The sequence below is a fragment of the Stenotrophomonas sp. TWI819 genome (assembly GCF_039673075.1).
Classification (GTDB): Bacteria; Pseudomonadota; Gammaproteobacteria; order Xanthomonadales; family Xanthomonadaceae; genus Stenotrophomonas; species Stenotrophomonas rhizophila_B.
In genome coordinates, this window is record NZ_JBDJKY010000015.1 from 24,352 (window position 1) to 36,955 (window position 12,604).

At 67.1% G+C, this 12,604-nt stretch carries 12 protein-coding genes; 8 read left to right on the forward strand and 4 right to left on the reverse strand.

What is annotated here, in order from left to right; all coding sequences use genetic code 11:
• Positions 1 to 7: 7 nt before the first annotated feature.
• Positions 8 to 910 (forward strand): phosphogluconate dehydrogenase (NAD(+)-dependent, decarboxylating), encoded by a 903-nt coding sequence (gene gnd, locus ABE463_RS16640; protein WP_346468918.1) that lies wholly within the window; start codon positions 8 to 10, stop codon positions 908 to 910.
• 5 nt (positions 911 to 915) lie between these two features.
• Here gnd and ABE463_RS16645 read toward each other — a convergent pair whose 3' ends face one another.
• Complete coding sequence (locus ABE463_RS16645) at positions 916 to 1,956, reverse strand: oxidoreductase (RefSeq protein ID WP_346468919.1); 1,041 nt, start codon at positions 1,954 to 1,956, stop codon at positions 916 to 918.
• Positions 1,957 to 2,127: 171 nt separating this feature from the next.
• On the opposite strand from ABE463_RS16645, the gene ABE463_RS16650 reads away from it, so the two are divergent.
• From ABE463_RS16650 to ABE463_RS16665, 4 genes are all read left to right on the forward strand, one after another.
• Positions 2,128 to 2,502 (forward strand): BON domain-containing protein, encoded by a 375-nt coding sequence (locus ABE463_RS16650; protein WP_121039870.1) that lies wholly within the window; start codon positions 2,128 to 2,130, stop codon positions 2,500 to 2,502.
• A 174-nt stretch (positions 2,503 to 2,676) separates the two neighbouring features.
• Positions 2,677 to 4,497, forward strand: coding sequence for an ATP-binding protein (locus ABE463_RS16655; RefSeq protein ID WP_259259094.1), 1,821 nt, complete (start codon positions 2,677 to 2,679; stop codon positions 4,495 to 4,497).
• Positions 4,494 to 4,934, forward strand: a complete 441-nt coding sequence (locus ABE463_RS16660) for a response regulator (RefSeq protein ID WP_259259095.1) — start codon at positions 4,494 to 4,496, stop codon at positions 4,932 to 4,934. Before ABE463_RS16655 ends, ABE463_RS16660 begins: the two co-directional genes overlap by 4 nt.
• 4 nt (positions 4,935 to 4,938) lie before the next feature.
• Positions 4,939 to 6,453, forward strand: a complete 1,515-nt coding sequence (locus ABE463_RS16665; RefSeq protein WP_346468920.1) for an ATP-binding protein — start codon at positions 4,939 to 4,941, stop codon at positions 6,451 to 6,453.
• Here ABE463_RS16665 and ABE463_RS16670 read toward each other — a convergent pair whose 3' ends face one another.
• Positions 6,454 to 7,188 (reverse strand): 20S proteasome subunit A/B, encoded by a 735-nt coding sequence (locus tag ABE463_RS16670; protein WP_259259097.1) that lies wholly within the window; start codon positions 7,186 to 7,188, stop codon positions 6,454 to 6,456. It abuts the gene before it with no gap.
• A gap of 84 nt (positions 7,189 to 7,272) precedes the next feature.
• Here ABE463_RS16670 and folK point away from each other — a divergent pair, with 84 nt between their 5' ends.
• Positions 7,273 to 7,764, forward strand: coding sequence for a 2-amino-4-hydroxy-6-hydroxymethyldihydropteridine diphosphokinase (folK, locus tag ABE463_RS16675; RefSeq protein WP_259259098.1), 492 nt, complete (start codon positions 7,273 to 7,275; stop codon positions 7,762 to 7,764).
• Positions 7,765 to 7,791: 27 nt separating this feature from the next.
• Here the strand turns inward: folK and ABE463_RS16680 are convergent, their stop codons facing one another.
• Entirely contained in the window at positions 7,792 to 8,529 is a 738-nt protein-coding gene (locus ABE463_RS16680) for a pteridine reductase (protein WP_259259099.1), read from the reverse strand.
• Positions 8,530 to 8,585: 56 nt separating this feature from the next.
• Between ABE463_RS16680 and ABE463_RS16685 the strand changes: the two genes are divergently transcribed.
• Both ABE463_RS16685 and ABE463_RS16690 read left to right on the forward strand, forming a co-directional pair.
• Complete coding sequence (locus tag ABE463_RS16685) at positions 8,586 to 9,770, forward strand: SAM-dependent methyltransferase (RefSeq protein WP_259259100.1); 1,185 nt, start codon at positions 8,586 to 8,588, stop codon at positions 9,768 to 9,770.
• Between the two features lies 1 nt (position 9,771).
• Entirely contained in the window at positions 9,772 to 10,161 is a 390-nt protein-coding gene (locus ABE463_RS16690) for a VanZ family protein (protein ID WP_259259101.1), read from the forward strand.
• 65 nt (positions 10,162 to 10,226) lie between these two features.
• Here ABE463_RS16690 and ABE463_RS16695 read toward each other — a convergent pair whose 3' ends face one another.
• Positions 10,227 to 12,563 (reverse strand): family 20 glycosylhydrolase, encoded by a 2,337-nt coding sequence (locus tag ABE463_RS16695; RefSeq protein ID WP_346468921.1) that lies wholly within the window; start codon positions 12,561 to 12,563, stop codon positions 10,227 to 10,229.
• Between the last annotated feature and the right edge of the window lie 41 nt (positions 12,564 to 12,604).

Consider the following 12,604-nt stretch of genomic DNA (forward strand, 5'->3'; position numbering starts at 1 on the left):
GTGATTGATGGATATCGCAATGATCGGGCTGGGCCGCATGGGCGCCAACATGGCCGAGCGCCTGCATCGCGGCGGGCACCACGTGATCGGTGTCGATCCCGGTGAGGCGGCACGTACCGCGGCGGCCGAACGCGGTTTCGAGGTCAGCGCCTCGATCGCCGAGACGCTCGCCGCGCTGCCGGTCCCGCGCGTGGTGTGGCTGATGGTGCCGGCCGGCGTGGTCGACCAGACCCTGGCGTCCCTCTCGCCGCATCTGTCCGAGGGCGATGTGGTGATCGACGGCGGCAATTCGTACTACAAGGATTCCATGCGCCGCAACGAACAGCTGCAGGGCGAGGACGTGACCTACATCGACTGTGGCACCAGCGGCGGCGTGTGGGGCCTGCAGGAGGGCTACAGCCTGATGATCGGCGGTGACCAGGCGGCGGTCGAACGGATCGGGGCGATCTTCCGCACGCTGGCGCCGGCTGAGGACCGTGGCTGGGCGCATGTGGGGCCGAGCGGGGCAGGGCACTTCTGCAAGATGGTCCACAACGGGATCGAGTACGGGATGATGCAGGCCTACGCGGAAGGCTTCGCGTTGATGCAGCACAAGACCGGGTTCAATCTCGATCTGGCGCAGGTGGCCAAGGCCTGGCAGCACGGCAGCGTGGTGCGTTCGTGGCTGCTCGATCTCAGTGCCGATGCACTGGCCCGCAACCCGCAGCTGGATGGCATCGCGCCGTACGTCGAAGATTCCGGTGAAGGCCGTTGGACCGTCGCCGAGGCGATCGATCTGGATGTACCGGCCCCGGTGATCACGCTGTCACTGCTCGAACGCCTGCGCTCGCGCGAGAAGAATTCGTTCAGCGACCGCCTGCTGGCCGCGATGCGCAACGAGTTCGGTGGCCACGCGATCAAGACGACCTGACCGCGTCAGAGCGCCACCCGCTGCCCGCTGCGTGCACTCTCTGCCCCGGCCTCAAGCAGGCGCATCAGCTGCAGCGCCTGCGCGGTGCTGACGGGGGCCGCGCCCACGCCGAGCATCGCATCGCGGAAGGCCGCATAGAACGCCCGGTAATCGCCGGGCACGTTGTCCACGGTGCTGCGTTGGGTGTGTCCGTCGGCATCGATCCGCACCAAGTGACCGTGCTGCGGATCCAGTCCCCAGCCCGGCGCGCCCGGGGCAATGCCGCGGCGCAGCTGATCTTCCTGCACGTCCAGCCCGTCCTTGAGGTAGCTGCCGGCGTCGCCATGCACGATGAATCGCGGGCCGGACGCGGCGACCAGCGAGCCGGCATGCAGGATCGCGCGATGCCGGGGGTAATGCAGCACCGCATGGAAATAGTCATTGCCGAGCGCATGCTCGCGCTGCGCCATCAGATCTGTGCTGATGGCATCGGGCCAACCAAACAACTGCAGCATCTGGTCGAGCAGGTGCGGCCCCAGATCCATCCACAACCCGCTGCCAGGCGCATCGCTTTCGCGCCAACGATCGCGAACCTGCGGGCGGAACCGGTCGAAATGGGAATGGCATTCGGCGACGCGGCCGATGCTGCCCTCGTCGATCACCTGCTTGAGGGTGAGGAAGTCGGCGTCATGGCGACGGTTCTGAAACACGGTGACGACCCGTTCGGCCTCCTGCGCGGCCCGTACCACGGATTCGGCTTCGGCCACGCTCAGGGCGAACGGTTTATCCACCAGTACGTGCTTGCCGGCGGCCAGCGCGGCGCGTGCCAACGGGGCATGCGCGTCGTTGGGCGTGGCGATCACCACCGCATCGAGCGCCGGATCGTCGAACAGCAACTGCGGGTCGTCGCAGATGCGCACGTCGGTGAAGCTGCGCAGCAGCCGATCACGCTGCGAGCTGACGATGCTGTGCAGCGCAAGGCCCGGCGTATGCATGATCAATGGTGCGTGGAAGACGCTGCCGGCCAAGCCATAGCCGATCAGTCCCACCTGCAGTTCAGCGGCCATGGTGCGCTCCAACATATCGAGGCTGGACAGCGTAACGGTTGTGTCTGCAGGGCGGAAATCTGAACCATTCCGCATCAACCTGAGTGGTTCACGGCAGCGTTATGTGGCGCCCACGTCCTGTCCACGGCCCTGCACGGACACTGGCCCCACTCTCCGCAAAGGAATTCGAACATGACCAACACGACCCGTAATCTGCTTGCTGCTTCGCTGGCCCTGGGCATGGTGCTGGGCACCTCGACTGCCATGGCCAAGGATCCGCCGAAGACCACCGATCATGCCGCGATGACCCATGCCGACAAGCACGACTCGGCCGAGCCGGTCACCGACAGCTGGATCACCACCAAGGTCAAGACCGACCTGCTGACCAGCAAGAACGTCCCGGGTACCGAAGTGAAGGTGGAGACCGTCAATGGCGTGGTCACCCTCACCGGCACCGTGGCCAGCCAGGCCGAGCACGACAAGGCCGTGCGCGTGACCCAGCAGATCAAGGGTGTGAAGCGCGTCGACGCTGCCAACCTCAAGGTTGCTGCGACCGCCGCACGCTGAGCCCACACGCTGCATCGCTGAACAGAGCGCGCCTTCGGGCGCGCTTTTTTTGTTCCGCCCCGTATTCACAAACGGGTGGAGTATATTCACCGCTTCGCCATCGCCGGTGGGCAGCGCACTGCCGGGCCTCCCGGGTGCGTCGGGTCGTCGATGGCACCGAGCTGAAGAGGGACTATGGCGCTGGTGTTCAGTGATCAAATCTGGGACCGCTGGCGATTGCCGGCATTGGCCCTGGCGGCCGTGGCCATCATCGTGGTGCCTTGGCTGACCCTGCGCAAATTGGCCGACGACAACGTCGATGCCATGAATTGGGTCACCCACACCCAGGAGGTCGGTGTCGCGGTGTACCAGCTCCAGGCCGATGTGCTGGATGTGGAGTCGGCGGCGTTGACGATGTCCAAGGGTATCGATTCGCCGGGGCTGCGCGAACGCGTGGCCCGGGGCGACGATCTTTCCGACCGGCTTGAGCGGTTGGCCGAACTGACCCGCGACAACCCCGAGCAGCTGCTCCGGATCGGTCGCATCCAGTCGATGCTGGAGCGCCGTATCGAGTTGGCCAAGCAACTGGCGCGTTCCTCACCGAATGACGATCAGCGCCAGCTGGTGGCCGATCTGACCTCCCGCTACCCGATCCGCAACCTGGTGGAAGACCTGCAGGCCAGCGAAGAGCGCCTGCTCAAGAAGCGCTCGGCCTTGTTCGCCGCACAGCAGCGGCAGGGCGAACTGGTGTCCTGGTCGGCGCTGGTAGTGCAGCTGCTCCTGCTGGGCCTGGTGTTGTGGCTGCTGCATCGGCAGATCCGTCATCGCCTGACCGCTGAGCGTGCCTCCCTGCGCTCGGCCGGCCGCGCCGCCTCGGTGCTGCATACCGTGCGCGAGCCGATCGTACTGCTCGATCGCAGCCTGCGCGTGCAGATGCACAACCCGGCGTTCGCCGAACTGTACGGCCTGGACGAAGACGCCTCGGCTGAAGGCCTGGCGCTGGACAGCATCGGCGAGGGTGCCTGGGCCGATGCGGTGGTCCGCCAGCGCCTGACCGATGTGCTGCTGCGCGGCCGCGAGCTGTGGGATTACGAACACGAACAGCGCACCGCCGATGATGTGGTGCGGATCATGCTGATCAATGCGCGGCGCATGCCGCTGCCGGACAAGGACGACGAGGTCGTGCTGATGACGGTCAGCGACGTCACCGTGCAGCGCGCCGTGCAGCTGCGGGTGGAAGAGCTGAACCGTCAGCTGGAAGGCAAGGTCGAGCAGGTCTCCGAGGTCAACCGCGAACTGGAAGCCTTCAGCTACTCGGTCTCGCACGACCTGCGCGCGCCGCTGCGCCATGTGGCGGGTTTCTCGGACAAGCTGACCCGTCACCTGGGCGAGGATGCGGACGAAAAATCCCTGCATTACCTGGGGGTCATCTCCAATTCGGCCCGGCGCATGGCCGCCCTGATCGACGACCTGCTGGTCTACTCGCGGCTTGGCCGGGCCGCCATGCGGCTGCAGGCGGTGGACATGCAGTCGCTGGTGGCCGATACCCGCGCCATGCTCGATGCCAACCAGCAGAGCGAGTCCGAGGGCAGCGGCGTGCCGCACCACGTGGACTGGAAGATCGCGCCGCTGCCGATCATCGTCTCCGACGAAAACATGATGCGCCAGGTCTGGCTGAATCTGCTCGGTAACGCGATCAAGTATTCTTCCAACCGCGAGCCGGCCCGGATCGAGGTGGACTACAAACTGCAGCCCGACGGCAGCCACCTGTTCACCGTCCGCGACAACGGCGCAGGCTTCGACATGGCCTACGCCGGCAAGTTGTTCGGGGTGTTCCAGCGACTGCACAAAGCCAGCGATTACCCGGGAACGGGCATCGGCCTGGCCAGTGTCCGCCGCGTGTTGACCCGCCACGGCGGCCGTATCTGGGCCGAGTCGGCGGTCGACCGGGGCGCCACGTTCCACTTCTCACTTCCCCCCGCGCTCGACGCGATCAACAAGGGCTCCGCCGCATGACCGCTCTCCGTACCATCCTCCTCGCCGAGGACAGCCCTGCCGACGCCGAGATGGCGATCGACGCCCTGAAGGAAGCCCGCCTGGCCAATCCGATCGTGCACGTTGAAGATGGCGTGGAAACGATGGACTACCTGCTGCGTCGCGGCGCGTACGCCAACCGCGATGAAGGCCTGCCGGCCGTGCTGCTGCTGGACATCAAGATGCCGCGCATGGACGGCCTGGAAGTGCTCAAGGAAATCCGCAACACCGAAGAGCTCAAGCGGCTGCCGGTGGTGATCCTGTCCTCCTCGCGCGAGGAGAGCGATCTGGCGCGCAGCTGGGACATGGGCGTCAACGCCTATGTCGTCAAGCCGGTGGACGTGGACCAGTTCTTCGGCGCGGTGCAGACCCTGGGCAAGTTCTGGGGTTTGATCAACCAGGCACCGGAGGTCGAGTAAGGCCATGCCGCTGACCGGCCCTGCGTTGGGTGCCCTGCGGATCCTGCTGATCGAGGATTCGCCGGAAGACGCCGAACTGATGTGCGAGCAGATGCTCGACGCTGGTCTTGAGGCCAGCTTCGAGCGGGTCGAGAGCGCGCAGGAACTGCGTGAGGCGCTGGAGCGCGCCGCGCCGGACATCGTGCTGTCGGACCTGAGCATGCCCGGCTTCTCCGGCAATGAAGCGCTGCAGATCGTGCGCGCGGCGTTGCCGGAGGTGCCCTTCATCTTCGTGTCCGGCACGATGGGTGAGGAAAACGCCGTGGCCGCCCTGCACCAGGGCGCCAACGATTACATCATCAAGCACCAGCCGGCGCGCCTGCCCTCGGCGGTGGCGCGTGCGGTGCGCGAAGCGCGCAGCGCGATCGACCGCCAGCGGGTGGAAGCCGAGCTGATGCGCGCGCAGCGCCTGGAAAGCCTGTCGCTGCTGGCGGCCGGCCTGAGCCACGACCTGCGCAACATCCTGCAACCGCTGCTGATCATGCCGGACCTGCTCAAGGCCCGGACCGACGATCCGCAGCTGCACCATCTGGCCGACATCATCGCCGAGTGCGGTCGACGCGGCCATGAGATGGCCGAATCGATGCTCTCCTTCGTGCGTGGCTCGCGCAATACGAGCGAACACATCTGCCTGGTCCATCTGTTCGAAGGCGTGGAGCTGCTCCTGCGCAGCAACCTGCCGGCCAAGGTCACCCTGCACCTGGAGGTGGCCGAAGGCCTGGCGGTGGATGCCAACTACACCGAGCTGCAGCAGGTCCTGCTCAATCTGTCCTTGAACGGCATCCAGGCGATGCCCGATGGTGGCCGGCTGACGCTGCGCGCGGCGGCCGCCGCCGATACCCATGGCGAGGACTGGCTGCAGATCACGGTGTCCGACGAAGGCATCGGCATGGATGCGCAGACGCTCTCCAATCTCTTCAATCCGTTCTTCACCACCAAGGCGACCGGCACCGGGCTCGGCCTGATTTCCTGCAAGCGCATCGTCGAAGGTGCGCACGGCACCATCCAGGTGGACAGCACGCCGGGATTGGGCACGCGCTTCGAGGTGCTGCTGCCGATGCAGGCGGTGGCCGATGCAGCCGACCCCCTGGACGCGCCGACCATCGCCGGTGCGGGGCAGTCGATCCTGGTGGTGGATGGCGAAGCCACGCGGCTGTCGTTGTTGGGTAACGCGCTGTCCAGCCAGGGCTATCACCTGCAGCTGGCCTCCGATGGCGCCGCGGCGCTGCGCTGGATGCAACAGGAGAGCATGCCGGCCCTGGTGATCGCTGATGCCGGCTCCAAGCTGCTCTCGGCCAGCCATCTGCTGGGTGAGATGGCCACGCTGGGCTACCGCGGCCCGGCCCTGGTGCTGGAAGAAGCCGACGTCACCGTGCCGCTGGCGGTATTTCCGCCCGGCATCAACGTGCATGTGCTGCGCAAGCCGCTGGAGATGCAGCAGGTGTTCCGTTCGGTCGCCGAAGCGCTGCAGACCGCCTGATCAGGCTTCCCACGGGAACGGCGGCAGGCTGGCGACGGCCTGTTCGAGCTTGTGCGACCAGCTGCCGTGGATCTCCGCGTACAACGGGCTGTCACCGGCCAGCCGCATGCGCTGGGTGATCCGCAGGTCATCCCTGCGGATCAGCACCAGATCCACCGGCAGCCCCACCGACAGGTTGGAGCGGATGGTGGAATCCAGGGACACGATGGCGGTGCGCGCCGCGTCTTCCAGGCGGGTCTGCGGGCGCAGGATGCGGTCCAGGATCGGCTTGCCGTACTTGGACTCGCCGATCTGCAGGAAGGGGGTCTCCGGCGAGGCCGCGATCGCATTGCCGAGCGGATAGATCATGTACATCCCGGGGTGCTCGCCGCCGATCTGGCCGCCCAGGATCAACGTGGCCTGGGTCACGATGCCATCCTGGCCCGCCTCATGCGTGCTGGATTTGACCTGGCTGTCGAGCAGCACGCGGCCCACGTACTCGGCCACCTCGAACAGATGCCGGTAGGCGCGAAGGTTCTCCGGGCGGTGTTCCTCCACATCGCGGCGCAGGCGCGAGATCAGCAGCTGGGTGGTCGCCAGGTTGCCCGCGGCCATGATGACGAAGGCGGCTTCACCGGGAAATTCGAACTCGTGCAGCTTGCGGTGCACGCGGACATCGTCCAGCGAGGCGTTGGTGCGGGTGTCGGCGGCGAAGACCAGGCCTTCGTCCACCTCGATGCCGACGCAATAGGTCATGTCGGTGTCCTATGATGTGCACCCCGATTCTATGCGCTGGCCCTGTTGGCCCCGTGTGGATTCGCCCCACGTACGCTGAATACCATGACCACTGCGCTCCTGAGCCTGGGCAGCAACCTGCAGCCGCAACAGCACCTTCACGCCGCGGTGGAGGCGCTGCGCGCGCGCTTCGGCGCGATCGCGGTCTCGCCGGCCTACCGCACCGCTGCGGTCGGCTTCGACGGGCCGGACTTCCTCAACAACGCCGTGGCGATCGAGACCGATCTGCCGCTGCAGACGCTGGATGACTGGCTGCACGCGCTGGAGGATGCCCACGGGCGTGACCGCAGCGGCCCGCGCTTCAGTGACCGCACGCTGGACATCGATGTGGTGTTCTACGGCGACCTGATCGTGGAAGGCCCCGGCCATCTGCGCATCCCGCGCCCGGAGCTCAAGCACGCGTTCGTGCTCAAGCCGCTGGCCGATATCGCGCCGGACTTCCGCGACCCGGTCAGCGGGCTGACCCTGGAGGCGCTGTGGCGCGCCCATCGGCAGTTCGGCGAGCCGTTCGACACGATGGAGCTGGTGCCCGGGTAATCAGGCACCGGGTAGTGCAATCGGCGTTTACGACAACGTCCGCCCACCATCCACGCGCAGCGTGTGCCCGGTGACGAACGCCGCATCCGTGGCCAGCCAGTACACCGCCTCGGCGATCTCCTCCACCGTGCCGGTGCGGGCCAGCGGCGTGCGCGCCAGCAGCGCCTGCCGGGCGAAATCGTCCTTGCCCTGTTCCGGCCACAGGATGGCCCCAGGGGCGACCGCGTTGACCCGCACCTTGGGCGCCAGTTCCAGCGCCAGCGAGCGGGTGACCATTTCCAGCGCGGCCTTGGCGGCCGCGTACACCGGGTGATCGCGCATCGGCTGGGTGCCGTGCAGATCGGTCAGGTTGACGATGCTGCCCTGCTGGCGGCGCAGGTGCGGCGCGGCGGCCTGGGCCAGCAGCAGCGGCGCGCGCGCATTGACCGCGAACAGGTCGTCCCACTGCGCGGCGGTGATCTGGCCGAGCAGGGTGGGGTAGAAGTTGGAGGCGTTGTTGACCAGCGTGTCCAGCCGACCGAACTGGGCCACGGTCTGGTCGATCAGATCGGGCAGGGCATCGGCATCGCGCAGATCCGCCTGCAGGGCCAGCACGCTGCCCGGCCGCAGCATGTCCATGTCGAAGGCCATCTGCTGCAGCTCGGTGGTGGAGGTGTGGGCATGCAGCACCACCGACCAGCCACAGGCGTGGAACTGGCGGGCGATGGCCGCGCCGATCCGGCGCGCGCTGCCGGTGATCAGCGCCACGGGCGCGGTATCGGTCATCGGGGGTACTCCCTGCTCAGGCTATGCTGTGCATTGTCACCGCAATCGCCCGCGCCATGCATTCCCCACTGCCCCCCCCCGAATCCGACGCCCTGGCCCACAGCGACGAGCTGGCTGCGGCGCTGCGTGCTGAAATCCTCGCCAACGGCGGTGCAATGCCGTTCTCCCGCTTCATGGAGCTGAGCCTGTATGCGCCCGGTTGGGGGTACTACAGCGCCGGTGCCAGCAAGTTCGGTGCCGCCGGCGATTTCACCACCTCCCCGGAAATCGGCGCGCTGTTCGCCGCGACCCTGGCCAACGCGATCGCCCCGGTGATGCAGCAGCTCGGCCCGGAAGCGCGTTTCATGGAGGTCGGCGGCGGTAGCGGTGCGTTCGCCGAAGTGCTGCTCAAGCGCATGCTGGAACTGGATGCGCTTCCCGAGCGTTACGCCATCCTGGAGCCCAGCGCGGACCTGCGCGAGCGTCAGCGCGAGCGCCTGGAAAAGGCACTGATCCCGCCGGTGTTCGCCCTGGTGGAGTGGCTGGACCGCCCGTTCGACGACGACTGGGACGGCATGGTCTTCGCCAATGAAGTGATCGATGCCTTGCCGACGCCGCGCTTCTTGGCGCGTGACGGCATGGTCTACGAGGAAACCGTCGAGCTGGATGCGCAGGGCGCCTTCGTGCGTGGCGCGCAGCCGGCCGATGCGATGCTCACGGCGGCGGTCCGGCACGTCGAGCGCTATCGCGAGCAGCCCTTCGCCGACGGTTACCGCTCCGAGCTGCTGCCGCAGCTGCCGTACTGGATCCAGGCGATTGCCGGCGGCCTGAAGCGCGGCGCGATGCTGTTCGTCGATTACGGCTACCCCCGCAACGAGTATTACCAGGACGACCGCGACGACGGCACGGTGCGCGCGTTCTATCGCCACCACGTGCACAATGATCTGTACCGCTGGCCGGGCCTGCAGGACCTGACCGCCTCGGTGGATTTCACCGCGTTGGCCGAGTCGGGCACCGGTGCCGGATTCGAACTGGCCGGTTACTGCACGCAGGCCAGTTTCCTGCTCGGCAACGGACTGGATACGCTGCTGGAAAAAGCCGATGCGCGCACCGACGAGATCGGCCGCGTGCGCCTGCGCGATCAGGTGAAAAAGCTGACGCTGCCGACCGAGATGGGCGAGCGCTTCCAGGTGATGGGCTTCCAGCGCGATGTCGATTTCGAAGCCGCCTTCGAACTCGGCGATCTGACCTGGCGTCTGTAAGGTGGCGGCGACACCCGTGTTGAAGCCGCTGCGCTGGCCGCGGTTCTGGCTGGCATTGTGGTGGTTGGCGGTGCTCGGCACCATCGTGGTCTGCCTGATCCCGCCGCCGCCGATCCCGTTGCCGGAGAACAGTGACAAGGTCGAGCATTTCCTCGCCTACTTCCTGCTGGCCGCTTCCGCCGTGCAGATATACCAGCGCCGCGCGGCGCTGATCTGGGCCGCAGTCGGCCTGGTCGCGCTGGGGATCGGCATCGAATTCGCGCAGGGTGCCTTGACCGTCAACCGCATGGCCGACCCCATGGATGCGCTGGCCAACAGCGTTGGCGTGCTGGCCGGCATGGCGATCGTGTTCACCCCCCTGCGCGATCTGCTGGTACGCCTGCGCGGTTGATGCGTGTGACGCCGGCGACGCACGATCGGTAGTGCCGGCCGCTGGCCGGCACCCCGGTACCCGAACTACCGCGGCAACAGCGTCATCTCATCCAGCACCCACATCGTCGGCCGGGTATCGCCGGTGAAGCGCACGCAGAGATTCTGGCTGCCCTTGAGCGAGCGCGGCAGCGCCGCCTCCAGCGTGATGAACCCATCGGCACCTGGTGCGGCCGGCAGCTTCACGCTGGCCAGCGGCTTGCCATCGCACTGCCCGCCGAGGATGTCCATCTCCCCGTGTGCGCTGCGCTTGGGCGCGAAGCGCCGGTTCGGCTCGTCATGGGCGAGCTGGAAGTAGTACGGGATCCGCCCGGCGCGAATGCGGACGCTGGCAATGCCGTCCACATCCGCCTCCTTCCACAGCCAGCACGGGTTGAAGATGTCCACGTTGAATATCGCGCGCTCGCCCTCGGCCGGGCCGTCGTCTTCCAGGCGCAGCAGCAGCTGGCCGTCGCCCGGGCACTGCGCGAGATGTTCGTCGGTCCGCGACAGCAGCGACGCGGCGGTGACATCGAAGCGGCTGGCCGCCTTGGCCAACGCCTGGCCGTTGAAGAACGTGGCCGCCTGCAGCGCCACCGGCAGCGGCTGCTGCAGCGGGGCGGTGTAGCGCGGTGACTGCGCGGTGACCGCGCTGCCGTCCACGCTGTAGTGGATGTCGTAGCCGAGTGGCGTACTCAACGCCAGCGTTGCGGTGCCGGCGCTGCGGTCGTCATGGCTGTCCAATTCCACCTGGAAGGGCGTCTGCGCGTACGCGATGCCCATTGCCTGGTAACGCTGCAGCTGCGCCGGCAGGCGCGCCAGGAAGTCCGCATAGTCGCGGCGCTCGCGCGGCGACCAGCCGGTCTCGGCTACCGCGGCCAGGCGCGGGAACAGGTTGTGCTGCAGACGCGCGTAGCTGCGCGTGTGCTCGGTGAACATGTTGGCCTGCAGGCCGAGGATGTGATGCTGCTTGTCCTTGGCCAGCGCGTCCGGCACCGGCTCGAAGCCGTACACGCGCGCCAGCGGAATCGCCGCCGGGCGGCCCGGTGGTTCGTTCGGCGAGTTGGTCTGCAGGTAGTCCATGTACATGTCGGTCACCGGCGACATGACCACGTCGTGGCCTTCGCTGGCGGCCTTGAGGCCGCCCTCGGTACCGCGCCAGGACATCACCGTGGCTTCCGGCGGCAGCCCGCCCTCGAGGATTTCATCCCAGCCGATCAGGCGCCGGTCGTGTTGTTCCAGGAAGGTCTCCAGGCGCTTGATGATGTGGCTCTGCATCTCCATCTCATCGCCGGCGCCCAGCTCGCGCATGCGTGCCTGCACCCGTGCGGAGGCCTCCCACTGGTCCTTGACCGCTTCGTCGCCACCCACGTGCACGTACGTGGCCGGGAACAACGCGATGACTTCTTCCAGCACGTTCTCGAGGAATTCGAAGGTGCTGTCTTCCGTGTTGAACAGATTCGGGAACACCCCCCATTCGCTCAGCGGCTTGAGCGGGGTGTCGATCGTGCCGAGTTCCGGGTAGGCCGCGATCGCTGCGGTGGCGTGACCGGGCACGTCGATTTCAGGAATGACCTGGATATGGCGCGCGGCGGCATACGCGATCACCTCGCGGATCTGGTCCTGCGTATAGAAGCCGCAGTACGGGCGCTCGGCACCGGTGACCGGATCGCGGCCGCCATCGCCGGCCGGAATGCGGCAACTGCCGATGCCGGTCAGCTTCGGGTAGCGCTTGATCTCCATGCGCCAGCCCTGGTCATCGGTGAGATGCCAATGAAAGGTGTTGAGCTTCTGCTCGGCCATTGCATCCAGGACCTGCTTGATCTCATCCAGGCTCTGGAAGTGGCGGGCCGAATCGAGCATCAGGCCACGCCAGCTGAAACGGGGGGCATCGTCGATACGCAGCGCCGGAAGTTTGCCATCGCTGCCGCCGGTGAGCAGCTGCGAGAGCGTGGCCGCACCGTAGAACAGGCCGGCTTCGGTGGCGGCCTGCACGGTCGCGCCACGCGCGTCAGAACGCAGCTGGTAGCCTTCGGCGCCGGTCCTGAGCGCGGCATCGAGGATGAAGCGGATGCCGTCCTTGCCGCGCCCTTCGCTGACCGTCACCGCCGGGCCACCGCTGTCGCGCAGCAGGGTGGCGAACTGCGTGGCGACGCGCTGGGCGGCTTGGCCCTGTGCACGGACCGGCGTGGCGGCGGTCACGGTGTAGCCGGCGCCGTCGATGCGATCGACCTTGGCGGGCGCGGGGATCACCATCAGCGAACCGGGCAGGGCCTTCGGGCCAGCCGGTGCCTGTGCGTCGGCGGCCTGGGCCAGCGGTGCGAGGGAGAGTGCCAGTGCGAAGGACAGCAGCGACAGCGAGGTACGACGGGTGCGGGTGTGCATCGGGTCATTCCTTTGTAGCGAATCGGGTTCCACCTGTGAAA

Coding starts and splice junctions, on each gene's coding strand:
- gnd (WP_346468918.1), top strand. CDS start 8: ATGGATATCGCAATGATCGGGCTGGGCCGCATGGGCGCCAACATGGCC.
- ABE463_RS16645 (WP_346468919.1), bottom strand. CDS start 1,956: ATGGCCGCTGAACTGCAGGTGGGACTGATCGGCTATGGCTTGGCCGGC.
- ABE463_RS16650 (WP_121039870.1), top strand. CDS start 2,128: ATGACCAACACGACCCGTAATCTGCTTGCTGCTTCGCTGGCCCTGGGC.
- ABE463_RS16655 (WP_259259094.1), top strand. CDS start 2,677: ATGGCGCTGGTGTTCAGTGATCAAATCTGGGACCGCTGGCGATTGCCG.
- ABE463_RS16660 (WP_259259095.1), top strand. CDS start 4,494: ATGACCGCTCTCCGTACCATCCTCCTCGCCGAGGACAGCCCTGCCGAC.
- ABE463_RS16665 (WP_346468920.1), top strand. CDS start 4,939: ATGCCGCTGACCGGCCCTGCGTTGGGTGCCCTGCGGATCCTGCTGATC.
- ABE463_RS16670 (WP_259259097.1), bottom strand. CDS start 7,188: ATGACCTATTGCGTCGGCATCGAGGTGGACGAAGGCCTGGTCTTCGCC.
- folK (WP_259259098.1), top strand. CDS start 7,273: ATGACCACTGCGCTCCTGAGCCTGGGCAGCAACCTGCAGCCGCAACAG.
- ABE463_RS16680 (WP_259259099.1), bottom strand. CDS start 8,529: ATGACCGATACCGCGCCCGTGGCGCTGATCACCGGCAGCGCGCGCCGG.
- ABE463_RS16685 (WP_259259100.1), top strand. CDS start 8,586: ATGCATTCCCCACTGCCCCCCCCCGAATCCGACGCCCTGGCCCACAGC.
- ABE463_RS16695 (WP_346468921.1), bottom strand. CDS start 12,563: ATGCACACCCGCACCCGTCGTACCTCGCTGTCGCTGCTGTCCTTCGCA.